This is a genomic window from Variovorax atrisoli, assembly GCF_014195185.1.
In the GTDB taxonomy this organism is placed as follows: Bacteria; Pseudomonadota; Gammaproteobacteria; order Burkholderiales; family Burkholderiaceae_C; genus Variovorax; species Variovorax atrisoli.
The window spans coordinates 167,674-193,588 of record NZ_JACIBG010000002.1; the positions used below are offsets into that span (position 1 = coordinate 167,674).

24 protein-coding genes and 1 tRNA gene are annotated in these 25,915 nt (G+C 68.6%); 10 read left to right on the forward strand and 15 right to left on the reverse strand.

Annotated features, from left to right (window positions below; all coding sequences use genetic code 11):
- The first annotated feature begins 82 nt into the window (after window positions 1-82).
- The 3 genes from FHY06_RS07730 (at window position 83) to FHY06_RS07740 (ending at window position 3,493) form a co-directional block, all read left to right on the forward strand.
- A complete protein-coding gene (locus FHY06_RS07730; RefSeq protein ID WP_019654237.1) occupies window positions 83-868 on the forward strand; it encodes a citryl-CoA lyase in 786 nt (261 codons plus the stop codon).
- Between the two features lie 19 nt (window positions 869-887).
- A complete protein-coding gene (locus tag FHY06_RS07735; RefSeq protein ID WP_184604315.1) occupies window positions 888-2,051 on the forward strand; it encodes an acyl-CoA dehydrogenase family protein in 1,164 nt (387 codons plus the stop codon).
- A gap of 74 nt (window positions 2,052-2,125) precedes the next feature.
- A complete protein-coding gene (locus FHY06_RS07740) occupies window positions 2,126-3,493 on the forward strand; it encodes an MmgE/PrpD family protein (RefSeq protein WP_184604317.1) in 1,368 nt (455 codons plus the stop codon).
- Between the two features lie 6 nt (window positions 3,494-3,499).
- Here FHY06_RS07740 and FHY06_RS07745 read toward each other — a convergent pair whose 3' ends face one another.
- The 10 genes from FHY06_RS07745 to yaaA form a co-directional block, all read right to left on the reverse strand.
- Window positions 3,500-4,225 carry an arylmalonate decarboxylase gene (locus FHY06_RS07745; protein ID WP_184604319.1) on the reverse strand — a complete coding sequence of 242 codons (726 nt, stop codon included), beginning with the start codon at window positions 4,223-4,225 and terminating at the stop codon, window positions 3,500-3,502.
- Window positions 4,226-4,227: 2 nt separating this feature from the next.
- Window positions 4,228-5,241 (reverse strand): Bug family tripartite tricarboxylate transporter substrate binding protein, encoded by a 1,014-nt coding sequence (locus FHY06_RS07750; RefSeq protein ID WP_184604321.1) that lies wholly within the window; start codon window positions 5,239-5,241, stop codon window positions 4,228-4,230.
- A gap of 90 nt (window positions 5,242-5,331) precedes the next feature.
- Entirely contained in the window at window positions 5,332-6,486 is a 1,155-nt protein-coding gene (locus FHY06_RS07755; protein ID WP_126182767.1) for a mandelate racemase/muconate lactonizing enzyme family protein, read from the reverse strand.
- A 111-nt stretch (window positions 6,487-6,597) separates the two neighbouring features.
- Window positions 6,598-7,485 (reverse strand): LysR family transcriptional regulator, encoded by an 888-nt coding sequence (locus FHY06_RS07760; protein WP_019654243.1) that lies wholly within the window; start codon window positions 7,483-7,485, stop codon window positions 6,598-6,600.
- A 13-nt stretch (window positions 7,486-7,498) separates the two neighbouring features.
- Window positions 7,499-8,389: a LysR family transcriptional regulator gene (locus FHY06_RS07765; protein WP_019654244.1), complete on the reverse strand. Its 891-nt coding sequence runs from the start codon at window positions 8,387-8,389 to the stop codon at window positions 7,499-7,501.
- 82 nt (window positions 8,390-8,471) lie between these two features.
- The gene (locus FHY06_RS07770; RefSeq protein WP_132752425.1) at window positions 8,472-9,377 is read right to left on the reverse strand and encodes an SDR family NAD(P)-dependent oxidoreductase; all 906 of its coding nucleotides are present in this window, start codon (window positions 9,375-9,377) and stop codon (window positions 8,472-8,474) included.
- Between the two features lie 119 nt (window positions 9,378-9,496).
- Window positions 9,497-10,363, reverse strand: a complete 867-nt coding sequence (gene queF, locus FHY06_RS07775; RefSeq protein ID WP_184604323.1) for an NADPH-dependent 7-cyano-7-deazaguanine reductase QueF — start codon at window positions 10,361-10,363, stop codon at window positions 9,497-9,499.
- Complete coding sequence (locus FHY06_RS07780) at window positions 10,360-11,265, reverse strand: alpha/beta fold hydrolase (RefSeq protein ID WP_184604325.1); 906 nt, start codon at window positions 11,263-11,265, stop codon at window positions 10,360-10,362. Before FHY06_RS07780 ends, queF begins: the two co-directional genes overlap by 4 nt.
- A 26-nt stretch (window positions 11,266-11,291) precedes the next feature.
- On the reverse strand, window positions 11,292-12,134 hold the full coding sequence (locus FHY06_RS07785; protein WP_019654248.1) for a 2OG-Fe(II) oxygenase: 843 nt from the start codon (window positions 12,132-12,134) through the stop codon (window positions 11,292-11,294).
- Window positions 12,135-12,291: 157 nt separating this feature from the next.
- The gene (gene yaaA / locus FHY06_RS07790) at window positions 12,292-13,077 is read right to left on the reverse strand and encodes a peroxide stress protein YaaA (protein WP_184604327.1); all 786 of its coding nucleotides are present in this window, start codon (window positions 13,075-13,077) and stop codon (window positions 12,292-12,294) included.
- A gap of 120 nt (window positions 13,078-13,197) precedes the next feature.
- On the opposite strand from yaaA, the gene FHY06_RS07795 reads away from it, so the two are divergent.
- Both FHY06_RS07795 and galU read left to right on the forward strand, forming a co-directional pair.
- Window positions 13,198-16,077, forward strand: a complete 2,880-nt coding sequence (locus FHY06_RS07795) for a valine--tRNA ligase (protein WP_019654250.1) — start codon at window positions 13,198-13,200, stop codon at window positions 16,075-16,077.
- A gap of 98 nt (window positions 16,078-16,175) precedes the next feature.
- The gene (gene galU, locus FHY06_RS07800; protein WP_019654251.1) at window positions 16,176-17,066 is read left to right on the forward strand and encodes a UTP--glucose-1-phosphate uridylyltransferase GalU; all 891 of its coding nucleotides are present in this window, start codon (window positions 16,176-16,178) and stop codon (window positions 17,064-17,066) included.
- A 72-nt stretch (window positions 17,067-17,138) separates the two neighbouring features.
- Here galU and FHY06_RS07805 read toward each other — a convergent pair whose 3' ends face one another.
- The 3 genes from FHY06_RS07805 to cysM form a co-directional block, all read right to left on the reverse strand.
- Window positions 17,139-17,366 (reverse strand): sulfurtransferase TusA family protein, encoded by a 228-nt coding sequence (locus FHY06_RS07805; RefSeq protein WP_019654252.1) that lies wholly within the window; start codon window positions 17,364-17,366, stop codon window positions 17,139-17,141.
- Window positions 17,356-17,931, reverse strand: a complete 576-nt coding sequence (locus tag FHY06_RS07810; RefSeq protein ID WP_019654253.1) for an NUDIX domain-containing protein — start codon at window positions 17,929-17,931, stop codon at window positions 17,356-17,358. The genes FHY06_RS07805 and FHY06_RS07810 overlap by 11 nt, the downstream gene beginning before the upstream one ends.
- Before the next feature lie 140 nt (window positions 17,932-18,071).
- Entirely contained in the window at window positions 18,072-18,974 is a 903-nt protein-coding gene (cysM, locus tag FHY06_RS07815; protein ID WP_019654254.1) for a cysteine synthase CysM, read from the reverse strand.
- Between the two features lie 42 nt (window positions 18,975-19,016).
- On the opposite strand from cysM, the gene FHY06_RS07820 reads away from it, so the two are divergent.
- Window positions 19,017-19,101, forward strand: a tRNA-Leu gene (locus tag FHY06_RS07820).
- 133 nt (window positions 19,102-19,234) lie between these two features.
- Here the strand turns inward: FHY06_RS07820 and FHY06_RS07825 are convergent.
- Window positions 19,235-20,167: an SDR family oxidoreductase gene (locus FHY06_RS07825; RefSeq protein WP_184604329.1), complete on the reverse strand. Its 933-nt coding sequence runs from the start codon at window positions 20,165-20,167 to the stop codon at window positions 19,235-19,237.
- Window positions 20,168-20,252: 85 nt separating this feature from the next.
- Between FHY06_RS07825 and FHY06_RS07830 the strand changes: the two genes are divergently transcribed.
- Together FHY06_RS07830 and FHY06_RS07835 are read left to right on the forward strand one after the other, a co-directional pair.
- The gene (locus tag FHY06_RS07830; RefSeq protein WP_184604331.1) at window positions 20,253-21,317 is read left to right on the forward strand and encodes a CDP-6-deoxy-delta-3,4-glucoseen reductase; all 1,065 of its coding nucleotides are present in this window, start codon (window positions 20,253-20,255) and stop codon (window positions 21,315-21,317) included.
- Window positions 21,318-21,365: 48 nt separating this feature from the next.
- Complete coding sequence (locus FHY06_RS07835) at window positions 21,366-22,346, forward strand: Bug family tripartite tricarboxylate transporter substrate binding protein (protein WP_019654257.1); 981 nt, start codon at window positions 21,366-21,368, stop codon at window positions 22,344-22,346.
- Here the strand turns inward: FHY06_RS07835 and FHY06_RS07840 are convergent.
- Window positions 22,318-23,076, reverse strand: coding sequence for a Crp/Fnr family transcriptional regulator (locus FHY06_RS07840; protein ID WP_019654258.1), 759 nt, complete (start codon window positions 23,074-23,076; stop codon window positions 22,318-22,320). The genes FHY06_RS07835 and FHY06_RS07840 overlap by 29 nt on opposite strands.
- Window positions 23,077-23,220: 144 nt before the next feature.
- Between FHY06_RS07840 and FHY06_RS07845 the strand changes: the two genes are divergently transcribed.
- Window positions 23,221-25,416, forward strand: coding sequence for a xanthine dehydrogenase family protein molybdopterin-binding subunit (locus FHY06_RS07845; protein ID WP_184604333.1), 2,196 nt, complete (start codon window positions 23,221-23,223; stop codon window positions 25,414-25,416).
- A gap of 11 nt (window positions 25,417-25,427) precedes the next feature.
- The gene (locus FHY06_RS07850) at window positions 25,428-25,883 is read left to right on the forward strand and encodes a (2Fe-2S)-binding protein (protein ID WP_019654260.1); all 456 of its coding nucleotides are present in this window, start codon (window positions 25,428-25,430) and stop codon (window positions 25,881-25,883) included.
- Window positions 25,884-25,915: the final 32 nt, after the last annotated feature.

A 25,915-nucleotide genomic window follows, 5' to 3' on the forward strand; every position in this document is an offset into this window, starting at 1 on the left:
GCAAAGCGGCATTTGCATTTGCCGAAGGGAGGGTTTCGCAATCAGAGAGCCGCTGCGCGCGCGTGCGGGCTAGATTCGGCCCATGACCACCAAGATCAAGAAATCCCTGCACACGGAACTGGGCCGCAGCACGCCCGACCGGATCACCGTGCGCGGGCGCGACCTGCCTTCGGAGATCCTCGGCCACCTCAACCTGGGCGACATGGCCTTCCTGGAGCTGACCGGGCGCATTCCCACGCCGCAGGAGTCGGTGACCTTCAACGCCATCGTCGTCACGCTGGTGGAGCACGGCGTCACGCCCAGCGCGCTGGCGGCGCGCCTCACCTATGCAGGCGCACCCGAGGCGCTGCAGGCGGCCGTGGCGGCGGGCCTGTGCGGGCTGGGCACGGTGTTCGTCGGCAGCACCGAGGGCGCCGCGAAGATGCTCTACGAGGCGATCCCCTTCGGCGAGACACCCTCCCGCCCGCTGGCAGACATGGCCAAGGACATCGTGGCCGACCACCGCGCGCGCAAGCTGATCGTGCCGGGGCTGGGCCATCCGCTGCACAAGCCCATCGACCCGCGCACGCCGCGGCTCTTCCAGATCGCGGCGGAGAACGGGCTTTCCACGCACTACGTCGCGCTGATGCAGGCGGTGCAGGAGGAAGCCGAGCGCGTCTCGGGCAAGTCGCTGCCGATCAACGCGACCGGCGCCATCGGCGCGATCGCGGCCGAGTTCGGTTTTCCCTGGAAGATCATCCGCGGCTTCGGCGTGATGGCGCGCGCCATCGGCCTGGTGGGCCACATCCTGGAGGAGATCGACGACCCGATGGCCGTCGAGATCTGGCAGCGCGTGGAGAAGGAAGCGGGCGAACCACGCCAGGACTGAACAGCAGCAGCAAGAACCGATGAACAACGCCAACGACAAGAACTTTCCCGACATCCGCGATGCCGTGCGCGACCTGTGCGCGCAGTTTCCCGACGCCTACTTCCGCAGGATCGACGAGGCGCGCGGCTACCCCGCCGAATTCGTCGACGCGCTCACCAGGGCCGGCTGGATGGCCGCGCTGATCCCGCAGGAGTACGGCGGCTCGGGCCTGGGCCTGACCGAGGCTTCGGTCATCATGGAAGAGATCAACCGCTGCGGCGGCAACTCGGGCGCCTGCCACGGCCAGATGTACAACATGGGCACGCTGCTGCGCCACGGCAGCGAGGCGCAGAAGCGCGCCTACCTGCCGAAGATCGCCAACGGCGAACTGCGCCTGCAGTCCATGGGCGTGACCGAGCCCACCACCGGCACCGACACGACCAAGATCAAGACGACCGCCGTGAGGAAGGGCGACCGCTACGTCGTCAACGGCCAGAAGGTGTGGATCTCGCGCATCCAGCACTCCGACCTGATGATCCTGCTGGCGCGCACCACGCCGCTTTCGGAGGTGAAGAAGAAGTCGGAAGGCATGTCGATCTTCATCGTCGACCTGCGCGAGGCCATCGGCAAGGGGCTGGAAGTGCGGCCCATCCTCAACATGGTGAACCACGAGACCAACGAACTCTTCTTCGAGAACCTGGAGATCCCGGCCGAGAACCTCATCGGCCAGGAAGGCCAGGGCTTCAAGTACATCCTCGACGGGCTCAACGCAGAGCGCACGCTGATCGCGGCCGAGTGCATCGGCGACGGCTACTGGTTCATCGACCGGGTCACGAAGTACACGAAGGAGCGCGTGGTGTTCGGCAGGCCCATCGGCCAGAACCAGGGCGTGCAGTTCCCCATTGCCGAGTCGTTCATCGAGGTGGAGGCTGCCAACCTCATGCGCTACGAGGCCTGCCGCCTCTTCGACGCCCACCAGCCCTGCGGCGCGCAGGCCAACATGGCGAAGTACCTCGCTGCCAAGGCGAGCTGGGAGGCGGCCAATGCCTGCCTGCAGTTCCATGGCGGCTTCGGCTTCGCCTGCGAATACGACATCGAGCGCAAGTTCAGGGAGACGCGGCTGTACCAGGTGGCGCCGATCTCGACCAACCTCATCCTGAGCTACGTCGCCGAACACATGCTCGGCCTCCCCCGTTCGTTTTGACTAACCCCCTTGCTGGGGGCAACGCCTGCGGCCCGGCAAGGCCGGTTCCGCGGCATTCCACGAAAGGATCATTCATGACGTCCGCCGCTGTCGACCATCCGAGCAAGGTACTCGCCACGTTCGCCGCCGACCTGAAGTTCGACGCCATCCCCGCCCCCGTGCTTCGCCGCACCGAGGACCTGATGCTCGACTGGCTGGGCTCCGTGCTCGCCGCGCGCACGGCGCGTCCGGTGCGCAGCATCGAGCGCTTCGCGCAGATGATGGGGCCCGCCGAAGGCCCCAGCGAACTGCTGACCTCCCGGCGCACCACTTCGCCGGTGTTCGCCGCGCTGGTCAACGCGGCGGCCTCGCATTTCGTGGAGCAGGACGACGTGCACAACGGCTCGGTGTTCCACCCGGCCGCTGTCGTCATCGCGCCTGCCCTGGCCGTGGCGCAGAGCATCGGCGCGAGCGGTGCGCAGCTGCTCACGGCCGTCGTCGCAGGCTACGAGGTCGGCATCCGCGTGGGTGAATTCCTCGGCCGCTCGCACTACAAGACCTTCCACACGACCGCGACGGCGGGCACCCTCGCGTCGGCCGCGGCGGTGGGCCGGCTGCTGGAGCTCTCGCCGCAGCAGATGCTGCATGCCTTCGGCTCGGCAGGCACGCAGTCGGCCGGCGTGTGGGAGTTCCTGCGCGACGCGGCGGATTCCAAGCAGCTGCACTGTGCGCACGCCGCCGCCAGCGGGCTGATGTCGGCCTACCTCGCGCAGGACGGCTTCACCGGGGCCGCGAAGATCCTCGAAGGCGCGCAGGGCCTGGGCGTGGGCATGTCGAGCGATGCCGACCCCGCGAAGCTCACCGATGGCCTCGGCACGCGCTGGACGCTGGCCGAGACCTCCTTCAAGTACCACGCCTCCTGCCGCCACACCCACCCCGCCGCCGACGCGCTGCTGCAGGTGATGCAGCAGAACAGGCTGAAGCCGGCCGACGTGTCGCGCGTGACCACGCATGTGCACCAGGGCGCCATCGACGTGCTGGGCCGCGTCGACGTTCCAGCCACGGTGCACCAGGGCAAGTTCTCGATGGGCACGGTGCTGGGCCTGATCGCCCTGCACGGCCGCGCGGGCCTGGGCGAGTTCGACCGCGACTTCCTCGCGCCCGAGGTCTCGGCCTTCCGCGAGAAGGTGACGATGCAGCTCGACGAGGAAGTCGACACGGCCTACCCGGCACGCTGGATCGGCAAGGTCAGCGTGCAGACCGCCGACGGCCGCACGCTGCAGGGCCGCGTGGACGAGCCCAAGGGCGACCCCGGCAACAGCCTGAGCCGCGCCGAGATCGAGGACAAGATGCAGCGCCTCGCGCACTACGGCGAAGGCGCCACGGCCGAGGAGGCGAAGGCGCTGTGCCGGCGCGTCTGGCAACTGGCCGACACGCCGCGCGTGGGACGCTGGCTGGCTTGAGCCCGTTCAGGCCGGCGCGGTCCAGGCGAAGAGCCGGCCGCAGCCCGGCGAGCGCGCATCGAGCCCCGCGGTGCGCACCAGGTCCCAGAAGCCGGCGGGCGAGCTGGACACCACGGGCACCTGCAGGCGCTCCTCCACTTCGCGCACCGCGTCGAGCGTGACCAGCCCGCCGCAGGAGATCAGGATGCCGTCGGCTCCCGGCTGCGCCTCGAACACCTTCACACACAGGTCCACCAGCGCCTGGGTCGGCACCTTGCCGACGGCCTGCACGTCGGAGATCGACAGGCCTTCAAGCGCCAATGGCTCGAAGTCGCTCTGCTCCAGGTAGCCACGCAGCTGCTCGTTGACCTCGTCGATGTAGGCCGTGGCCACCGCCACGCGCCGCACCTTCAGGTGGCGCAGCCCGTTGACGATGGCGTTGCTCATGGTCGTGCAGGGCAGGCCGGTGGCACGCGCCATCTCGACCTCGAGCTGGCGGTTGAAGGCCGCGCCGCGGAAGAAGCTCAGGGAGGTGCCCATGAGCGAGATAGCGGAAACGCCCTCTTCCTTCTTCAGTGCCACCGCCTTCTCGACCACCGAGTCGATCACGTCGAGATAGCCGCGCGTGGAGATTTCCCCCAGGCCCAGGCCGCGCGCGCTGAAGTGGATGCGCTCGCCGTACAGCAGCGGGCCGTCCACCGGCACCGCGCCCGCGGCGGGCGGCACGATCAGTCCCAGGTGAGGCTGCGTCATGCTCAGCTCCCCTCGGCCACGATGTGCTGCTCCGCGATGATCTTCTTCCATCGCGCGGTCTCGGCGGCCATGTCCTTGCCGAGCTGGGCCGGTGTGGCGTACGCGCGCAGCGTGCCCTGCGCCGCCGCGGCGGTGCCGGCCTCGGGCGTGTCGAGCACAGCCTTCACGGCGGCCGAGAGCTTGTCGACGATCTCATTGGGGGTGCCGGCCGGCGCCAGCACGAAGATGCGCGGCGCCACGTCGAAGCCCGGCAGGGCATCGGCCAGCGGCGGCACGCTCTCGGCGCCTTCGAGCTTGGCGGTGTTCATCATCGCGAGCGCGCGCAGCTTGCCCGCCTTGGCCTGCGCCATGCCGGCGGTGGCGCTCACCACGCCGATCGGAATCTGGCCGCCGATCACGTCGGGCACGATCTGCGCCGCGCCGCGATAGGGCACGTGCACCACCGGGCTGCCGGTGGCCTGCTTGAGCATCTCGAAGCCCAGGTGCTGCACCGTGCCCACGCCCGAGGTCGCGTACGAGTAGCGCGAGGCGTTGGCCTTGAGCTCCTTCACCAGCTCCGCCGGAGTCTTCGCGGGGAAGTCGTTGCCGACGACGATCATCAGCGGCGAGATGAAAGCCCCCGCCACCGGCTTGAAGCTGGTGAGCGGGTCGATCGCGATCTTCGGCTGCAGCAGCTTGGCGGCGAGCAAGGCGCTGTCGCCCATCATCAGCGTGTAGCCGTCGGGCGGCGCCTTGGCGACGAAGTCGGCCGCGATGAGCCCGGTCGCGCCGGTGCGGTTCTCCACCAGCACCTGCTGGCCCAGCACGTTCGACAGGCGCGTGCCGAGCAGCCGCGCCACCGCATCGACGCCGCCGCCGGCGGAGTAGCCGACGATGAGCCGGATGGGCTTGTCGGGGTACTTCTGGGCCTGGGCCCAGGCCGCGGGCGCCGAGAGGGCTGCAGCGAGGCCCAGGGCGGCCATCGCGCGCAACGCATGGCGGCGCGCGGGTGGTCGAATCGCTTGTGTGGCTTTCATCATGTCTCCGTTGTCTTTGATCGGACGCCGGCCGTCTGTCGCGGCCTGGTCGTGAAGGAAGAAAGTGTCGCGAGGGGTGGCGCCGGCCGCTCAGGCCTTGCCCTTGCCGTGCGAGGTCGGCAGCTTCGCCAGCTCGCGCACGCGCTCGGCGTTCGGCGCAAAGCCCAGGCCCGGCGTCTCCGGCAGCGTGAGCCAGCCCTGCTCGGGCACCGGCAGGCCGTCGAAGATCTGCTTGAGCATCTGCACCGCCACGTAGTGGTACTCGACCAGCCCGCCATTCGACACGCCCGCATGCAGGTGCATGTTGTGGAAGGGCCAGGCGCCGCCGTTGTCGATGGGCACGTTGAAGGCCTGCGCCATGCCGGCGATCTTCAGCACCTGCGAGTAGCCGCCCGAGATGGTCACGTTGGGCTGCAGCACGTCGGCCGCCTGGTTCACCAGCAGGTCGCGGAAGCGGAAGGCCAGGCCCTCGTTCTGCCCGCAGGCCAGCGGGATGCGGGTGCGCGCGCGCAGCTGGGCCATCTGGCGCACGTCGTTCTGCGTGAGCGGCTCCTCGAAGAAGCTGATGCCGTAGGGCTCGATGCGGTGCGCGAGCTCGGTGGCGTGGAACAGGTCGAGGCCGCAGTTGGCGTCGACGTAGAGCTTCACGTCGGGGCCCACGGCCTCGCGCACGGCGGCGACGCGGCGCACGTCTTCCGCAATGACTTCGTCGAGCGGGCGCGGCTCGTCGCGGCGCGCGAGCGCATGGTTGCCGACCGTCATCTTCAGCCGCTGGAAGCCCTGCGACACCCACAGTTTGGCGGCGGCGGCGAGCTGGTCGCGCTCGAAGAAGCCGAAGCCGAAGGTGGCGTACACCGGCACCTTCGCGCGCGCGCCGCCGAGCAGGCGCCACAGCGGCTGGCCCAGCGCGCGGGCCTTGATGTCCCACAGCGCGATGTCGAGCGCGGCGATGGCGTGGCTGGCGTAGCCGGTCTGGCCGCGCGGCGAGAGCAGCCAGTAGAGCTTCTCCCACAGGCGCTCGGTGGCCATCGGGTCCTCGCCGATCAGCGCGGGGCCCGCCACCTCGCGCACGGCGGCGGCGATGATTTCTTCTTCCGTGATGGCCGTCATGCCGTGGCCGACCAGGCCGGTGTCGGTCTCGATCTCGGTGAGGCACAACGACAGCGAGGTCTGCTTGTTCATGCCGACCACGTCGATGGTGACGGGAATGTTCAGCGGCGTGGCGCTGACGCGAACGATCTTCAAGTGTGTCTCCTTCGTTGATGCACGCATCTTTGCGTGCGAACCGCGGGAGAACAATTCGTTTTTGGCGAGTCCGAGCCTTCGCGCGCCACGAAGGCTGGCCTGCGGGCAGGCTCAGTCGGGCCGGCCCAGGTGCTCCAGCACCGAGCGCGCGGCCACCGTGAGCTCCTGCTGCCTGCGCACGCACAGCAGGTGGCGCCTGTGGGCCCAGGGCGCATCGAGCTTCAGGCAGCGCAGCTTCAGTATCTGCAGCTGCGGCAGGATGGCCGCATAGGGCAGCACGCCGATGCCCGCGCCCTGCTCCACCATGCGGCAGACCATGTCGAAGCTGCCCACCTGCATGCGCACCTTCAGCGGCACGCCGGCCTCCAGCGCCGCGGACAGCAGCACGCGGTGCAGCGCCGTGCCTTCGCGCACCACGATGTGGTCGTGGCTCAGCACCTCGTCGACGCCGATGCGCCGGCGCCGCGCGAGCGGATGGTCGCGCGCCACCACCACCGCCAGCTCGTCGTTGCGGTACGGCAGGCATTCGAGCCCCTCGGCGGGCGTGTTGCCCTCGATCACGCCGATGTCGGCCAGGCCGGCCTGCACCGCCTTCACCACCTCGGTGCTGGCACGTTCCTGCAGGTCGATCTTCAGCACCGGATGCAGGCGCAGGAAGGAGCCGATCTGCGACGGAAGGAACTGCGCGATGGTCGATGCGTTGGCCGTGATGCTCACCACGCCCGCCACGCCGTTCTGGAAGTCGTCGAGTTCCGCGCCGAGACGGTCCATGGCAGACAGCACGGCGCGCGCATGCAGCAGCAGGCCGTGGCCCGCCGAGGTGAGCGTGACGCCGCGCGCATGCCGCACCAGCAGCGGCAGCCGCGCGCGGGCCTCGAGGTCGGAGATGCGCTTGCTGGCTGCGGCCAGCGCGATGTGGCAGCGCTTGGCGCCTTCGCTGATGCTGCCGTTGTCGGCAACGGCGACGAACAGGCGCAGCGACTTCAGGTCGGCCGACATGGCTGCGGCCTCCTCAGCGCGTCGCGAGGTGGTCGAACAACTCGCGCGCCAGGGCGGGCAGCTGCTCGCGGCTGCGCGCGATCAGCTTCAGCTCGCGCTCGGCCCAGGTGTCGCTGAGCGCCACCGTCGAGATGCGCATCGCCATCGACAGCCGCTGCGCCGACGACGCCGGCAGCACGCCGATGCCCACGCCCGCCTCGATCATCAGGCAGATGGCCTCGAAGCTGCTGACCTGGATGCGCGGATTGAAGCCGCGCCCCGCAAGCTCTGCGCGGCGCTGCAGGAAGCGGTGGATGGCGCTGCCGTGGTGCAGGCCCACGTGCTGTTCGTCGAGCGTGTCGGCAAAGGCCACCGAGGGCGCTCCGGCAAGGCGATGCGTGACCGGCACCACCAGCACGAGCTGGTTGCTGCCGAAGGGCCGCGAGTCGAAGTCGCCCGTGTGCACGTCGCCGGCGAGGATGCCGATGTCGGCCTCGCCGTCGGCCACCGCGCGCACGATCTCCTCGCTGAGGTATTCGCGCAGGTCGACCTGCACGGCCGGATGCTGCGTGAGGAAGCCCGCCAGCTTCTGCGGCAGGTATTCGGTGATGGAGGTGGTGTTGGCGAACACCCGCACATGGCCCTTGATGCCCTTGCCGAAGTCCTGCATGTCGCAGCGCAGGTGCTCCATCTGCTGCATCACGCGCTTGGCGTGGTAGAGCACCGCCTGGCCCGCCGCCGTGAGGCTCACGCCCTGCGCACTGCGGTGCAGCAGCTTGCCGCCCACGGCCTCCTCCATCTGCTTGATGCGCGTGGAGGCGGCGGCCAGCGAGATGCAGGCCTTCTCCGCGCCGCGCGTGAGGCTGTGCGCGTCCGCCACGTAGACGAACAGTTTCAGGTCGAACAGGTCGAAGTGCAGGTTCACCGGGCGCGGGCACGAAGAGGGAGGAAGGGAACGCGCATTGTCCGGCGAATGGCCTCCCGAACGGCCTGATGCGGGTTTGTCCTCAGACCGGGTCCCAGCTGAACACGTCCGCCGAGCGGTCGAGCTCGAAGAAGCTGGCGCGCATCGCGGGCATGGCGTGCTCGGCGATGCTCTGCGGCGTCCAGCCCTCCGAGCGGTGGATGGAGCGCACCGGGCGCGGCTGGCTGATGAGCGAGATCTCGTTGTTGCGCACCGAGAAGATCTGGCCGTTGACCGCCGCGGCGGCATCGCTCGCAAGGTAGACGGCCAGCGGAGCGACCTTGGCGGGCGTCATCTGCTTGATCTTGTCGACGCGGGCGCGCTGCTCGTCGGTATCGGTGGGAATGGCGCCGATCATGCGGCTCCAGGCGAAGGGTGCGATGCAATTGGAGCGCACGTTGAATTTCTGCATGTCCAGCGCGATCGACTTCGACAGCGCCACGATGCCCAGCTTGGCCGCCGCATAGTTGGCCTGGCCGAAGTTGCCGATCAGGCCCGACGTGGAGGTCATGTGCACCAGCGCGCCCGACTCCTGCTCCTTGAAGTGCGTGGCGGCGGCGCGGCTCACGTAGTAGGCGCCGTACAGGTGCACCTTGAGCACCGAGTCCCATTCGTCGACCGACATCTTGTGGAAGAAGCGGTCGCGCAGGATGCCCGCGTTGTTGACCACTGCGTCGATGCGCCCGAAGCTGTCGATGGCGCACTGCACGATGCGCGCCGCGCTCGCCGCATCGGCCACGCTGTCGGTGCTGGGCACTGCCTGCCCGCCGGCCGCGCGGATCTCGTCGACCACCTGCTGCGCGGGGCCGGCGCTGCCCCCTGCTCCGTCGAGCGCCGCGCCGATGTCGTTGACCACCACCTTCGCCCCATGCGCCGCCATCGCCAGCGCGATGTCGCGCCCGATGCCGCCACCCGCGCCGGTGACGACGACCACTTTTCCTTCAACCATGCTTGTCTGCGCTCCAGATGTTCGTTCGCCCGCGGGGTCGCGGGCGAAATCCAGAATGCCACAGGGAGGGGTGAAGCGGGTTTCGGGTTTCCGAAGAGGGGCTTCGGCAACGCCCCCGACTACTGCCTCGCCGTGCGGATGTTCGGCGGCAGCGCCTGCGGCCAGCTCGTGCGGAAGGGGTTGATGTCGAGACCGCCGCGGCGCGTGTAGCGCGCGTACACCGCGAGCTTGTTCGGCTTGCAGCGCGTCCAGATGTCCGTGAACATGCGCTCGGCGCAGGGCTCGTGGAACTCGTTGTGGTTGCGGAAACTGACGATGTACGCGAGCAGGCCGGCCTGGTCGATGGGCGGGCCGCTGTAGCGGATCTGCACGCTGCCCCAGTCGGGCTGGCCGGTGACGAGGCAGTTGCTCTTGAGCAGCCGGCTGGTGAGGGTTTCGTTGACGGGCGCCTGCGTGACGTCGCTGCTCAGCAGCTCGGGCGTGGGCTGGTAGTGGCTGCACTCGATGTCGAGGCGGTCGAGGTCGAGGCCGTCGAGTTCGTGCACCGGCTCGCGGTCGAACATATCGGGCGCCAGCAGGGTCACGCCGATGGTGGCCTGCTGGTCGCTGCCGCGCCATGCCGCCTCCGACAGGTCGGTGCGCAGGCGCTCGCGCACCGCGTCCACGCTCGCGAACTGGCTGTTGTTGAAGCTGTTGAGGTAGAGCTTGAAGCTCTTGCTCTCGATGATGTTGGGCGTCTCGCAGGGGATGGTGAAGTGCGCGATGGCCAGCTGCGGCTTGCCGCGCAGGTTGAGCCAGCTCACCTCGAAGGCGGTCCAGAGGTCGGCGCCGAAGAAGGGCAGCGCGCCTGTCCTGATGCCCATGGCCTCGCGCTGCGTGGCGCGCGGAATGGGAAAGAGCAGCGTCGGGTCATAGTGGTCGGCGTAGGCGGACGCGCGGCCCAGCTGGGATTGCTCGGGGGTGTTGGGGTTCGGGTCTTGGCTCATGATGGTCTTGTCTGGGCGGCATCCGCCGCGTGCGCGAAAGGCGCGATGTGGTTGGCGAGGATGTCGCACACCTCGGGCGGCAGGTCGTGGCCCATGCCGGGAACGGAAACGAACTTCGAGCCCGGGATGCGCCGGGCCGTGTCTTCGCCGCAGGCGATGGGCACGAGCGCGTCGGCCTCGCCGTGCAGCACCAGCGTGGGCGACTGGATGCGCGGCAGCAGCGCGGGGCGCTCGTCGTCGGCGCCGATGGCGAGCATCTGCCGCATCAGGCCGGCCGGGTGGTAGGAGCGGCGCATGCTGAAGACGAGCCGCTCGGAGAGCTCCTCGTCGGTCTGCGGATAGGCCGGGCTCTGGATGAGCCGCAGCAGCCGGATGCTGTGCGCGACCAGCGCGGCCTCGTCGCGGCCCATCGGTCGGCGCATGAGCATGGCGGCGACCTCGCGGCGCGGACCGGGCAGGCCGCGCGCCCCGCTGGAGCTCATGATGCTCACGAGGCTGGCCGTGCGCTGCGGCGCGGCGGCAGCGATGCGCTGGGCGATCATGCCGCCCATGGAGGCTCCGACGATGTGGGCCCTTTCGATGCTAAGCGCGTCGAGCACGCCGAGCGAATCGAGGGCCATGTCCTGCAGCGTGTAGGGCGAGCGCACCTTCAGGCCGAGGCGGTGGCGGATGGTCTCCCACACGATGTTGCCCACGCCCGCGTGGTCGAAGCCCTGGCTCAGGCCGATGTCGCGGTTGTCGTGGCGCACCACGCGGAAGCCCGCGTCCACCAGCTGCTGCACGAAGGCCGTCGGCCATGCAACGAGCTGCATGCCCAGGCCCATGATGAGCAGGATGACGGGGCGACCCTCGCCCCCCGTGTCGTCGACCTCGATCTGCAGCCCGTTGGCGGTGACTTTCATCGATTGCTTCGTCGTGCTGGCGCTTCTTACTTGAACTCGCGCTCGCGCAGCCACTTGGTGGCGACCCACTTCTCACCCGCGAGCACCGGCGCGCCGCCGTGCAGGGTGCGGGTGACCGGGTCGGGTCGGTCGTAGCTGAAGAACACGCCGCAGCCGCGCGCCGGGGCCACTTCGAGGCCCACGTCGGGGAAGGTGGTGGCGCCGCCGCCCTCGGGCTCCTGCAGGTACATCACCAGCGTGGCGACGCGCTGGCCGCCGCGCTTGAGGATGGTGGGCGTGCCGGGCTCGTTGGGGTCGAAGTAGTCGTAGTGCGGGCGGTACTGCGCGCCGGGTGCGTAGCGCAGGATCTGCAGGCCCTCGCCGAACTCGAGCGGCCAGCGCAGCAGCTCGGCGATGCGCTGCTCGACGCGGGCGACGATCTCGTTCTCGCCGCGTTCGAAGAACATGCCGTCGCTGGTGCGGTCGACGTTGAGCACCTCGCCGCCGGTTCGCGTCTCCACCGTGAGCGAACGCGCGAGCCGCACGCGCGCGGCGGCGATCAGTCCTTCGCATTCCTCCGCCGACAGCAGGTTGCCGAAGACCACCACGCGCGGATGCCGCATGGTCTGCAGCACCTGCACGCGGCGGTCGCCCGCGTCGATGTACAGCGGCGCGCCGTCGAGGTCGGGCCCGGGCATCTTCGCCTGCACGGCCGGCAGCGCGACTTCCACGTTGGGAAATCCGGCTTCGAGCTGCGCCAGCGCCGTGTCGGCGGCGGCGTCGTGCCAGCCGGCCGCGCGCATGGAAGCGCGCAGCGCCGGCACCGAATGCCCGGCGGCGAGCTGGGCTACCAGCCACTCGCGCAGTTCCGGACTGATCGCTTGCGACATATCAATTACTCCTCCACGCTGCGGCAAGCCCCGCAACGCATGAAAAAACAGCCACGCCCCATTCCAGGAACACCGCGGAACCGGCTTTGCCGGGCCGCCGGTGTTGCCCCTTGCAAGGGGGTTGGCGAAGCGACACGAAGTACGCGAAGACTGGAGGTCAGCTCAGCCTTCTCCTGAACACCAGCCTGTCGGGCCTGGATACGGATGCATCGAAACCATAACCTTCGAGGTCGAACTTTTCCAGTGCCTTGGGCGTGGCCGCCTTGTGCTGCACGGCCCAGCGCGCCAGCAGGCCGCGGGCGCGCTTGGCGAAGAAGCTCACGATCTTGTACCGGTCGCCCTTCCACTCCTCGAAGACGCACTCGACCACGCGGGCCTTGAGCACCTTCAGGTCGACCGACTTGAAGTATTCCTGCGACGCCACATTGACCACCACGGGAGTGCGGTCGGCCGCGAGGCGCTCGTTCAGGTGCTCGGCGATGCGCGGGCCCCAGAAGGCGTAGAGGTCCTTGCCGTGGCGGTTGGCCAGCTGGGTGCCCATCTCCAGGCGGTAGGGCTGCAGCAGGTCGAGCGGGCGCAGCAGGCCGTAGAGGCCGCTGAGGATGCACACGTGCTCCTGCGCCCAGGCCAGCTGGGCCTTCGTGAGGCTGCGGGCATCGAGGCCGCCGTAGACGTCGCCGTCGAAGGCGAAGGCCGCCTGGCGGGCGTTCTTCGGCGTGCTCTTGCTGGACCAGGCCTCGTAGCGGGCCACGTTCAGGGCCGAGAGCTTGTCCGACAGGCTCATGAGCTCGGAGATCTGCTGGGGCGACTTCTCGCGCAGCAGCTTGATGAGCTCGACCGAGGGGCCGCGGGGCGATTCGAAATGGGGCTGGGTGGCGAGGATTTCGGCGGGGACGGGGGTTTCGTAGTCGAGCGACTTGGCGGGGGAAAGCAGGAACAGCATCCCGGAATTATCAGTGGCGGCCGTGGCAGGGAGCCGCCCCGGTAAAATCGCCGGCTACCCACCTGTGTCCCCCCAGACGGCGCCCGAGAGGCCGTTCTGCATTTCCGTTCTGCATTTCCCATGAGCGAACCCACCACCCCTCCCGCCCAGCCTGGTCTGGACAGCCTTTCCAAATCGTTCGAGCCCGCCGCCATCGAGGCGCACTGGGGCCCCGAATGGGAGAAGCGCGGCTATGCCAAGGCCGGCTTCCGAGGCACGCAGCAACCCAAGGAAGGCGCCGAGTCGTTCGCGATCCAGCTGCCGCCGCCCAACGTCACGGGCACGCTGCACATGGGCCATGCGTTCAACCAGACGATCATGGACAGCCTCACGCGCTACCACCGCATGAAGGGCGACAACACGCTGTGGGTGCCCGGCACCGACCACGCCGGCATCGCCACGCAGATCGTGGTGGAGCGCCAGCTGCAGGAGCAGAAGGTCAGCCGCCACGACCTGGGCCGCAAGAACTTCGTGGCGCGCGTGTGGGAATGGAAGGAGAAGTCGGGCAACACCATCACCCAGCAGATGCGCCGCCTGGGCGACACGGTGGACTGGAGCCGCGAGTACTTCACCATGGACGACGACCTCTCCAAGGTCGTCACCCACACCTTCGTGAAGCTGTACGAAGAAGGCCTGATCTACCGCGGCAAGCGCCTGGGCAACTGGGACCCGGTGCTCAAGACCTCGGTGAGCGACCTAGAGGTCGAGAGCGAGGAGGAAGACGGCTCGCTCTGGCACATCGCCTACCCGCTCGAAGACGGCAGCGGCACGCTGACCGTGGCCACCACCCGACCCGAGACCATGCTCGGCGACACGGCCGTGATGGTCCACCCCGAGGACGAGCGCTACAGGCACCTCGTCGGCAAGCGCGTGAAGCTGCCGCTGGTGGACCGTCTGATCCCGATCATTGCCGACGACTACGTCGACAAGGAATTCGGCACCGGCGTCGTGAAGGTCACGCCCGCGCACGACTACAACGACTATGCGGTCGGCCAGCGCCACAAGCTCGAGATGATCGGCGTGCTCACGCTCGACGCCACCATCAACGACAACGCCCCCGAGAAGTACCGCGGCCTCGACCGCTTCGTGGCGCGCAAGGCCATCGTGGCCGACCTCGACGCGCTGGGCCTGCTGGTCGAGGTGAAGAAGCACAGGCTGATGGTGCCGCGCTGCGCGCGCTCGGGCGCCATCGTCGAGCCGATGCTCACCGACCAGTGGTACGTGGCCATGACGCGCCCCGGCGCCGACGGCCAGTCGATCGCGCAGAAGGCCATCGACGTGGTGAAGTCGGGCGAGGTGCGCTTCGTGCCCGAGAACTGGGTCAACACCTACAACCACTGGATGGAGAACATCCAGGACTGGACCATCTCGCGCCAGCTCTGGTGGGGCCACCAGATTCCGGCCTGGTACGACGAGGAAGGCAACGTGTACGTGGCGGAGGACGAAGCCGCGGCCCAGGCCAAGGCGCCCGGCAAGAAACTGACGCGCGACGAGGATGTGCTCGACACCTGGTATTCGTCGGCGCTGGTGCCCTTCTCGTCGCTCGGCTGGCCCGAGAAGACGCAGGACCTCGACCTGTACCTGCCCTCCACCGTGCTGGTGACCGGCTACGACATCATCTTCTTCTGGGTCGCCCGGATGATCATGATGACCAAGCACTTCATCGGCAAGGTGCCCTTCAAGCACGTGTACATCCACGGCCTGGTGCGCGACGCGCAGGGCAAGAAGATGAGCAAGTCGGAAGGCAACGTGCTCGACCCGGTGGACCTGATCGACGGCATCGAGCTGCCCGCGCTGCTCGACAAGCGCACGCAGGGCCTGCGCAAGCCCGAGACGGCGCCCGCCGTTCGCAAGAACACCCAGAAGGAATTTCCGGAGGGCATCCCCGCCTTCGGCGCCGACGCGCTGCGCTTCACCTTCGCCTCGCTCGCGTCGCTCGGCCGCAGCATCAACTTCGACTCCAAGCGCTGCGAGGGCTACCGCAACTTCTGCAACAAGCTGTGGAACGCCACGCGCTTCGTGCTGATGAACTGCGAGGGCCAGGACTGCGGCCTGCTGGAGCACACCAAGGAAGAATGCCAGGTCGGCGGCAAGGCCCATGGCTATCTGAAGTTCAGCCGCGCCGACTACTGGATCGTGTCCAAGCTCCAGCGCGTGGAAGCCGAGGTGGCCCAGGGCTTCGAGGAATACCGCCTCGACAACGTGGCCACCGCGATCTACCAGTTCGCCTGGGACGAGTTCTGCGACTGGTACCTCGAGATCGCCAAGGTGCAGATCCAGACCGGCGACGACGCGCAGAAGCGCGCCACGCGCCGCACGCTCATCCGCGTGCTCGAGACCCTGCTGCGCCTCGCGCACCCGGTGATTCCGTTCATCACCGAAGAGCTGTGGCAGAAGGTGTCGAAGGTTGCAGGACGTGAGGGCGAGTCGATCATGATCGCCGCCTATCCGAAGAGCCAGCCCGAGAAGATCGACGAGGCGGCCGAAGCATACGTCGCGCGCCTGAAGGCGCTGGTGGATGCGTGCCGGACGCTGCGCGGCGAGATGAACGTGTCGCCCGCCACGCGCCTGCCGCTCTACGCCGTGGCCGACGACGCAGAAGGCGCGGCCTTCCTGCGCGAATCGGCGCCAGTGCTGCAGGCGCTGGCCAAGCTCAAGGAAGTGAAGGTCTTCGACGACGAGGCCTCCTGGTCGGCTGCCGCCGAGGCTGCGCCCGTGGCCGTGGTGGGTGCCGCACGACTGTGCCTGCACATGGAGATCGACAAGGCCGCGGAGAAGGTCCGCATCGGCAAGGAAGTCGCCCGCGTCGAAGGCGAGATCGCCAAGGTGCACTCCAAGCTGGGCAACGAAGCCTTCGTCGCGAAGGCTCCGCCGGCCGTGATCGAGCAGGAACGTAAACGTCTGACTGACTTCACCGCCATGCTGGAGCGCCTGCGCGACCAGCTTGTACGCCTCGGCTGACAGACCGGGGGCTTCGAAGACGTATAGGATGCCAGGAGCGGCTGCGCGCCGTTTCGCATCCTGCCATCCCCTCTTTGACGAAAGACGCTGAACCGCCCATGTCCACTACCGCGACCCGCATCCGCAAGGCCGTATTCCCCGTTGCAGGCTTCGGCACCCGTTTCCTGCCGGCCACGAAGGCGCAACCCAAGGAAATGCTGCCCGTGGTCGACAAGCCGCTGATCCAGTACGCCGTCGAAGAGGCGTACGCAGCCGGCATCCGCGACATGATCTTCGTGACCGGCCGCAACAAGCGCGCCATCGAAGACCACTACGACACCGCCTACGAGCTCGAGAGCCAGCTCGAAGCCAGCGGCAAGACCGCCCTGCTGAACATCGCCCGCTCGGTCATGCCCGACGACATGACCTGCTCCTACGTGCGTCAGCCGCGCATGCTGGGCCTGGGTCACGCGGTGCTGTGCGCCGAGCACCTGGTCGGCAACGAGCCCTTCGCCGTGCTGTTGGCGGACGACCTGATGGTCGGCCCCGACGGCGGCCAGCCGGTGCTGGCTCAGATGACCGAAGCCTTCGGCCGTCTCGGCGGCTCGCTGCTCGCAGTGCAGGAAGTGCCGCTCGAGCACGTCAAGCGCTACGGCATCGTGGCCGGCGACACGGTCGAGGAAGGCCTGGTGAAGGTCAGCCGCATGATCGAGAAGCCGAAGCCCGAAGAAGCGCCCTCGCGCCTGGGCGTGGCCGGCCGCTACATCCTCACGCCGGGCGTGTTCGCCGAGATCCGCAACCAGCCCAAGGGCGCGGGCGGCGAGATCCAGCTGACCGACGGCATCGCGGCGCTGATGAAGAAGGAATCGGTCTACGCGTACTCGTACAAGGGCACCCGCTACGACTGCGGCAGCAAGGAAGGCTTCCTGCAGGCGTCGGTGGAACTGGCGCTGGCGCACCCCGAGGTGGGCGCGGATTTCCGCGAGTACCTCAAGAGCCTGAAGCTGTAATCCTTCGCTTCGAGCACATGCAGAAAGGGCCGCAACAGCGGCCCTTTTCTTTTTGTAATGCCTGCCGTTTCGTCAACGGCGCTTCAGCACGTGGATGAAGTCGGTACCGACGGTTTCCTGCTCCATCAGCTCGTTGCCGGTCTGGCGCGCGAAGGCCTGGAAGTCGCGGATCGATCCGGGGTCGGTCGACACCACCTTCAGCAGCTGGCCGCTCGCCATGTCGTTGAGCGACTTCTTCGCCTTGAGGATGGGCAGCGGGCAGTTCAGCCCGCGCGTGTCGAGTTCGCGATCAACTTGCATTGCCCGGCTCCGGCGGCAGGTTCAGGCCGCGGCGGCGCTCCTCGTTTTCCGCGGCGGTGAAGAACACGGGCTCGTGCCCGCGCGTGCGCAGCCAGTCGGCCAGCGCATAGCCGGTGCCGGCGGGCCAGCACTTGAGATCGGGCAGGTCGTAGAGGCGGTAGTCGACCAGCTCGGGCGAGAGCTTCACCTCGCCGTCGGCCACCACGTGGTAGGCGATGATGACCTGGTTCATTCGCTGGAAGTCGTAGGCGCCGACGATCTTCGTGGCGCTCACGTCGAGGTTGGTCTCTTCCTTCACCTCGCGTGCGATGCCCTCCTCGGGCGTCTCGCCGGCCTCCATGAAGCCGGTGATGAGCGCGAACATCTTGCCCGGCCACGCGGCATTGCGCGCCAGCAGCACCTGGCCGCGGTACTCGACGATGGCCGCGAGCACGGGCGTCGGGTTGTTCCAGTGCGTGTGGCCGCAGTTGGGGCAGCGCAGCCGCTCCTTGGGGCCGCCGTCTTCCATCAATGCGATCCACTCTAGCGGCGTGGCGCAGACCTGGCAGAACTTGGGATGGGGCATGGGGTTCTCAGCCTTCTTGTTGTTGAGTCGTGGCCCCTTCCGGGAACACCGCAGAACCGGCTTTGCCGCGCTGCAGGTGTTGCCCCCGGAGGGGGTTGGCGAAGCGACACGAAGTTCGCATGGCCTGGAAGCGGGCCTTGTCAGGCGGGGAAGACGCCGGTGGAGAGGTAGCGGTCGCCGCGGTCGCAGACCACGAAGACGATGGTGGCGTTCTCGACCGTCTTCGACACTTCGAGCGCAGCCCACAGCGCGCCTGCGGCCGAAATGCCGCCGAAGATGCCCTCCTCGCGCGCGAGGCGGCGGCACATCTCTTCGGCATCACTCTGGCTCACGCTGATCTCCTCGTCGACGCGGCTCGGATCGAAGATCTTCGGCAGGTACTCGGCCGGCCACTTGCGGATGCCTGGGATGCGCGAGCCCTCTGCCGGCTGCGCGCCGATGATGCGCACCGCGGGGTTCTTCTCCTTGAGGAAGCGCGACACGCCGGTGATGGTGCCGGTCGTGCCCATCGCGCTCACGAAGTGCGTGACCTTGCCCTTGGTGTCGGCCCAGATCTCGGGGCCGGTGGTCTCGTAGTGGATGCGCGGGTTGTCGGGGTTGGCGAACTGGTCGAGCACACGGCCCTTGCCCTGGGCCACCATCTGCTCGGCGAGGTCGCGGGCGTACTCCATGCCGCCGCTCTTGGGCGTGAGCACGAGCTCGGCGCCGAAGGCCTTCATGGTCTGCGCACGCTCCACGGAGAGGTCCTCCGGCATGATGAGCAGCATGCGGTAGCCCTTGATGGCGGCGGCCATCGCGAGCGCGATGCCGGTGTTGCCGGAGGTGGCTTCGATCAGGGTGTCGCCGGGCTTGATCTCGCCGCGCTCCTCGGCGCGCCGGATCATCGAGAGAGCGGGCCGGTCCTTCACGGAGCCGGCGGGATTGTTGCCTTCGAGCTTGCCGAGAATCACGTTGCCGCGCCGGGCATTTTCTGCGGCATTGATGCGTTGCAGTGCGACCAGAGGGGTCTTGCCGATGGCGTCTTCGATCGTCGGATAGTTCATGCCAGCCACTGTGCCATAATTTTGGGCTTCGTTCAGAACCCTGCCCGGGTGGTGAAATTGGTAGACGCAGGGGACTCAAAATCCCCCGCCGCAAGGCGTGCCGGTTCGATTCCGGCCCCGGGCACCACAGGTTCTGGCTCGCCCCAGTCTTCGCGCACTTCGTGTCGCTACGCCAACCCCTTCCCGGGGGCGACACCGGTGGCCCGGCGAAGCCGGTTCCACGGTGTCCCTGGAATTGGGCCTTCTCCTTCCCTTTCTTCTTACGCCGTTTCGCGCAGGCCGGTGTGTACCGTCGGATGCGCCAGACGCACCCGCAGCTCGCGCTTCAGCCGCGTGTTGTCCAGCCGGCGCGATTCCCCCATGAAGCTCAGCAGCTGCAGTGGAAGCTGCCGCTCGGCCTCGCCTCGGGCCACGCGGGGCGGGCGGGGCATGCCGTAGAGGTCGGCGGCCAGGTCGATGTAGTCGCCCATGCGAAGTTCGGTGTCGTCCGCGGCGTGCACGACGCGCTGCGGCTTGCCGCGGAAGAGCGCGGCGATGCAGGCGCGGGCGAGGTCGTCGGCGTGGATGTGGCTGGTGTAGACGTCGTCCTCGCGCCGCAGCACGGGCGTGCCGCGCTGGAGGCGGGCGCGGGGGGTGCCGTTCTCGCGGTCGGGAGCATAGATGCCGGGGATGCGCAGGATGCTGGCGCGCACGCCTGCGCTGCGGCCGAGCCAGCGCACGGCGCGTTCGGCGTCGACGCGGCGATGCGAGCGCGGGGTGTCGGGGCGCAGGGCGCGGGTTTCGTCGATGCGCGCGCCGCCGCAGTCGCCGTAGACGCCGCTGGTCGAGCCGTAGACGAAGGCCGAGGGCATCGAACGCAGTCGCAGGGCTCGCGCCAGCGTGGTGGTGCGCTGGTCGCGCCACCAGGCGGGGCCGCCGTCGCGCGCAGGGGGGGCCAGGTGCAGCACCCGGGTGGCGATGCCGGCGAGCCGGCGCAGGGTGCGCGGATCGTCGAGATTGCCCACCAGCGGGCGTATTCCGGAAGTGCGCAGGGCGTCCACCCGCCCTATCGACGAAGTGAGCGCCACCAGCTGCAAGCGCCCGCGCAGGTCGCGCGCCACGCGCTGGCCCACGTCGCCGCAACCGACGATCAGCAGGCGTTCTCGCCGGAACCGCGCTGGCAGCGCGCCGGAGGGGCTATTGATTGAAGGCAAAATCCTGTTCCCGTCTTCCCAATTCAGTTCCAGCTCCCCTGGCCGCCAGCGGCCCGGAGGGAGCGTTACCCCTCGAAGAATACCGATGACTGCCACAGCGCCGCACGAAGCGGGCTTTTCCATCACCGTCGAGCCCAGCGGGCGCAATTTCGTGGTCCAGGGCGACGAAACCATCCTGGCCGCAGGCATCCGCCAGGGCATCGGCCTGCCCTACGGCTGCAAGGACGGCGCCTGCGGCTCGTGCAAGTGCAAGAAGCTCTCGGGCGAAGTCACCCTCGGCCCGCACCAGAGCAAGGCCCTGAGCGCCGAGGAGCAGCTGGCCGGTTACGTGCTCACCTGCTGCGCCCATCCCACGAGCGACGTGGTGCTCGAATCGCGCCAGGTCACCGAGGCCGGCGCGCTGCCGATCCGCAAGATGCCGGTGCGCGTGATGGCCCTCACGCGCCAGTCGCACGACGTGATGCTGGTGCGCCTGCAGCTGCCGGCCGGCGAGCCACTGCAGTTCTACGCTGGCCAGTACGTCGAGTTCATCCTGCGCGACGGCTCGCGCCGCAGCTACTCGATGGCCAACGCGCCGCACACACTGGCGCAGCCCGGCACCGGCATCGAACTGCACCTGCGGCACCTGCCCGGCGGCAAGTTCACCGACCACGTCTTCGGCACGATGAAGGAAAAGGAGATCCTGCGCATCGAAGGCCCCTTCGGCAGCTTCTTCCTGCGCGAGGATTCCGACAAGCCGATGATCCTGCTGGCCTCCGGCACCGGCTTCGCGCCCATCAAGGCGCTGCTGGAGCACATGCAGTTCAAGGGCATCGACCGCCCCGCCACGCTGTACTGGGGCGGCCGCCGGCCCGAAGACCTGTACATGGACGGCTGGCTGCGCGAGCAGATGGCTCGGATGCCGAACCTGCGCTACGTGCCGGTGGTCTCCAACGCAACGCCCGAGGACAACTGGACCGGCCGCACCGGCTTCGTCCACAAGGCCGTGCTCGAGGACTTCGCCGACCTGTCGGGCCACCAGGTGTATGCCTGCGGCGCGCCCATCGTGGTCGACTCGGCCAAGCGCGACTACGTGGCACTGGCCGGCCTGCCCGAGGAAGAATTCTTCGCCGACGCATTCACCACGGAGGCGGACAAGGCCCTGCCCTGAGACTCCCCGGTTCCACCGGTTCCCCGAGAACGACAGACCCAAGAACAAATGAAGACGAGACACTTCCTCCTCACCCTCATCGCAAGCGCCGCCGCCCTGCTGGGCACCGGACAGGCCATGGCGCAGCAGTCGCAGCGGCCCATCCGCCTGATCGTTCCCTACGCGGCGGGCGGCCCCATCGACAACACCGCGCGCATCCTGGCAGAGCGCGTGAAGGACTCGCTGGGCACGGTCATCATCGACAACAAGCCCGGCGCGGGCGGCAACATCGGCGCCGACGCGGTGGCGAAGGCGCCTGCCGACGGTCTGACGATCGGCATCGCGGCCACCGCCACAAACGCGGTGAACCCGTGGCTCTACAGCAAGATGCCGTTCAACGCCGCAACCGACTTCGCGCCGATCACGCAGATGGTCCGCGTGCCCAACGTGCTGGTGATGAACGCCGACACGGCCAGGCGCCTGAACATCAACAGCGTGGCCGACCTGATCCGCTACGCCAAGGCCAACCCCGCCAAGCTCAACTACGGCAGCGGCGGCAACGGCAGCGCGGGGCACCTCGCGGGCGAGCTGTTCAAGAAGGAAGCGGGCATCTTCGCGCTGCACATTCCGTACAACGGCGGCAATCCGGCGCAGCTGGCGCTGATCTCGGGCCAGGTCGACTTCAACTTCGACAACCTCGCCACCGCCGCGCCGAACATCCGCTCGGGCAAGCTCAAGGCGCTGGCGGTGACGACGCTGCAGCGCAGCAGTTCGCTGCCCGAGGTGCCGCCCGTGGCCGACACGCTCAAGGGCTTCTCGATCGACACCTGGTGGGGCCTGGTCGCGCCGGCGGGCACGCCGCACGACGTGGTCGTGAAGCTCAACCAGGCCTTCGTGGCGGCGCTGAACGCGCCGGAGACGAAGACCCGCTTCGCCTCGCTGCTGGCCGAGCCGGTGGGCAGCTCGCCCGAGCAGTTCGGCGCCTTCATGAAGAGCGAGCTCGCCAAGTACGAGAAGGTCGTCAAGGCCACCGGCGCGAAGGTGGACTGACGAGGTCCTCGGGCAGGGCCTCCTCGCGGCGCAGCGCCACCGAGGAGGCATCGCCCGAATAGCTGCGCAGCCCCGCGAGGTCGAGCACCTCGACACCGCCGTGCTCCACGCGCAGCAGGCCGTCGCGCTGCAGGGCGTGCAGCGCCCGGTTCGCGCGCTGGCGCGACACCGCCGACAGCAGGCCGATCTCGTCCTGACTCAACCGCACGAAACGGTCGGCGCGCGGATAGAGGATCGGATCGAACAGGCTGGCGAGGCAGCGCGCCACACGCGCGTCGGGCCCCAGCAGGCGATCGAACTCCATGAGCCCGATGAACAGGCTCAGTCGCGCATTGATGTGTAACAACAGAAACCGATTGAATTCGATGTTCGAGGCCAGGAGGCGCTCGAAGCTGTGCTTCGGGATGCATGCGACGCGGGTGGGTCTCAGCGCCACGCCGTCGTAGCGCCAGGGTCCGGGGGTGAGCAAAGAGCCCTCGCCGCTCCAGCCGCCGGCGGTGACGCCGGTGAAGGTGGAAACGCGGCCGTCGGGCAGCGACACGGACATCTTCAGCAGGCCGTCCATCACGCCGACCCAGTGATCGGCGGGCTCGCCGCGCCGCACGACGAAACCGCCAGCAGGAATGGTGCGCTCGTGGGACTCCTGCACGACGCGATCGAGCTCCTCGCTCGTGAGGGCTCGTGCCCACAGGCTCTCGCGGAGCATGTTCTCCAGCGCGCTCGTCGACATCGTCGGGTCTCCTCCCAGGACACGGCCGGCTCGTCGCAAGAGCCGGTCCATCGCGGGCCGTAAGGAATGTCGTTCCAACGACATCCCGGGCGCGGCGATGATGCCACAGTCGCTCGCGTTCGCCACCACAACAAGGAGACAACGATGAAGCGTTCGAACGAGAGCCCGCGTCCCTCGCGCGGGCCGGACGGCGGTGACGCGCCGGGCCTGCGCCGGCGCGAGGTCCTGGGCTACGCGACGGCCGCGCCGCTGGTCTCGGCCACGGCCGGGGTCGCCGGACTTGCAGGCCTCGCGGCGCCCTCCACGGCAGCCGCCGCGCTGCTGCCGATGACGCCTCCGGACACCACCGACCTGTTCGACATCGGCGATGCGGTGACGCTGACCGCGCTGCCGACCATGCCCCTCGTGAAAGTGACCAACGGCGAGAACGGACGCGTGCGGCTCGCGCTGCCGCGCCTGGAGGTGGGCCAGGGCATCGCCACGGCCACCGCGATGATGCTGGCCGACAAGCTGCGCCTGCCGCTGAGCGCCATCGAGGTGACCTCGGCCGACGCCAGCCCAGAGCTGATCTGGAACCAGCTCACCGGCGGCTCGTCGAGCGTGCGCTCGCTGCATGCCGGGATGCCGCTTCTGGGCGGCCTGGGCGGCGTGCTCTCGGGCTCCACGCCCTCGGTGGTCGGGCAGCGCATCACGCGGCTCGATGCGCTGGACATCGTCACCGGGCGCAAGAAGTTCACGCTCGACCAGGCTGTGCCCGGCGCGATGCCGACCATGGTGCGGCGCCCGCCGACCATCAACGGCAAGTTCGTGAGCATCAACAACATGAACACGGTGATGGCCATGCCGGGCGTGATCGGCGTGGTGCCGATTCCATCGACCAACGGCATCACGCCGACGCCGCCCGGCGTGGCCGTGATGGCCGAGACCTTCGGGCAGGCATGGGCCGCGGTCAACGCGCTCGACGTGACCTGGGCCGCCGGGCCGATCGACGGCGAGTCGAACGCCACCATCATGCGCAAGCTGAAGTCGGCGCTGCTGCCCTTCGCGCTGCCGCCGCTGGGCGCGCTGACCGTGGAGGGCGAGTTCGAGTTCGCGCCGGTCTCGCACTGTCCGATGGAGGTGGAATGCGCGATCGCCGACGTGCGTCCCGACCGGGCCGAGATCTGGGCCGGCCTGCAAAGCCCCATCGTCACCCAGCAGGCGGTCGCGGCCGAACTCGGCCTGCCCTTGAACAGAGTGACCGTGCACGTGGTGCCCTCGGGCGGCTCCTTCGGCCGGCGGCTCTTCTGGGACCCGGTGCTGCAGGCGATCCAGGTATCGAAGGCGCTCGGGCGCCCCTGCCGCCTGATGTACCACCGCACCGACGACATGCGCCACACGCGCATGCGCCCGCCGATGTTCCACAAGGCGCGCGCCACCATGCTGCTGGGCCAGGTGATCGCCTTCGAGCAGCGCGTCGCCGGCGTGCGGCTCGACACGCGCCACGGCTTCGGCAACATGCTGGAGGCCGCAGCCATCGCGCTGCCCAACGCCTTTCCGCAGACGGTGGGCAACTTCGCGATCGAGCAGACCATGTTCAAGACCATGGTCTCCTCGCCCTACAACTTCGGCGTCACGACCAAGCTGCTGACGCCGGTGCCGATCGACATGAACACCTGCTCGTACCGCTCAGTGCACATCCAGCCCTCGCGGCTGGTGGAGGAGATCCTGGTCGACGAGATGGCCAAGGCGGCGGGCAAGGACCCGGTCGCCTTCCGGCTCGAGTACCTGCGGCTGCCGCGCGCCCGCGCGGTGCTCAAGGCCGTGGCCGAGGCGGCGCAATGGGGCAAGGCGATGCCCGCGGGCTTCGCGCAGGGCGTGGGCGTGCACCAGGAGACGAAGTCGTTCACGGCCTGCATCGTCGAGATCGACGCGCGGGTGCCGTCTGCCGCGCAGGTGGTTCGCGCCACCATCGCGATCGACGTGGGCACGCCGATCAACCCCTCGGGCATCGAGGCGCAGCTGCAGGGCGGCCTGTGCGAGTCGATCGCGCTGGTGCTCAGTGCGGGGCTGCACATCCAGAACGGCCTGCCGCTGGAAGGCAGCTATTCGCAGTACCACTTCTCGCGCATGAAGAACTACCCGAAGGACGTGAAGATCATCATCATGCCGCCCAGCGCCGAGGCCATCGGCGGTCTGGGCGAGGTCGGCCTCTCGGCCAGCTCCGGCGCCATCGCCAACGCCTACGCGCGCGCCACCGGCACCAGGCCGCGCAGCTTCCCGCTGAACTTCCCGGTCGACTTCACGCCGATCCCGCCGGGCAAGCTGCCCACGCCCGTCAACGTCCAGATCCCGACCTGAGGAGACTCCCCATGCCCGTGCAATCTTTCAAGGTGAACGGCCAGAACGTCGACGTCGAGGCGCCCGACGACATGGCCCTGCTCTGGGTGCTGCGCGACAAGCTCGGCATCACCGGGCCGAAGTACGGCTGCGGCATCAACGTGTGCAAGGCCTGCACCTGCCACGTCGACGGCAAGGCGGTGACGGTGTGCTCGGTGCGCGTGTCCGACGTGCGCGGCCGCCAGGTGACGACCATCGAGGGGCTGGCCAATGGCAACACGCTGCATCCGGTGCAGCAGGCCTGGCTGAACCTCGACGTGCCGCAATGCGGCTTCTGCCAGCCGGGGCAGATCATGGCGGCGGTGGACCTGCTGCGCCGCACGCGCAACCCGACGGATGCCGACATCGACGCCATCGAGAACGTGTGCCGCTGCGGCACCTACGGGCGCATCCGCGAGGCGATCAAGGCCGCCGCGGCGATGATGTAGCCGGCAGGAAAAAAGAAAAAGGCGGTGCGCGC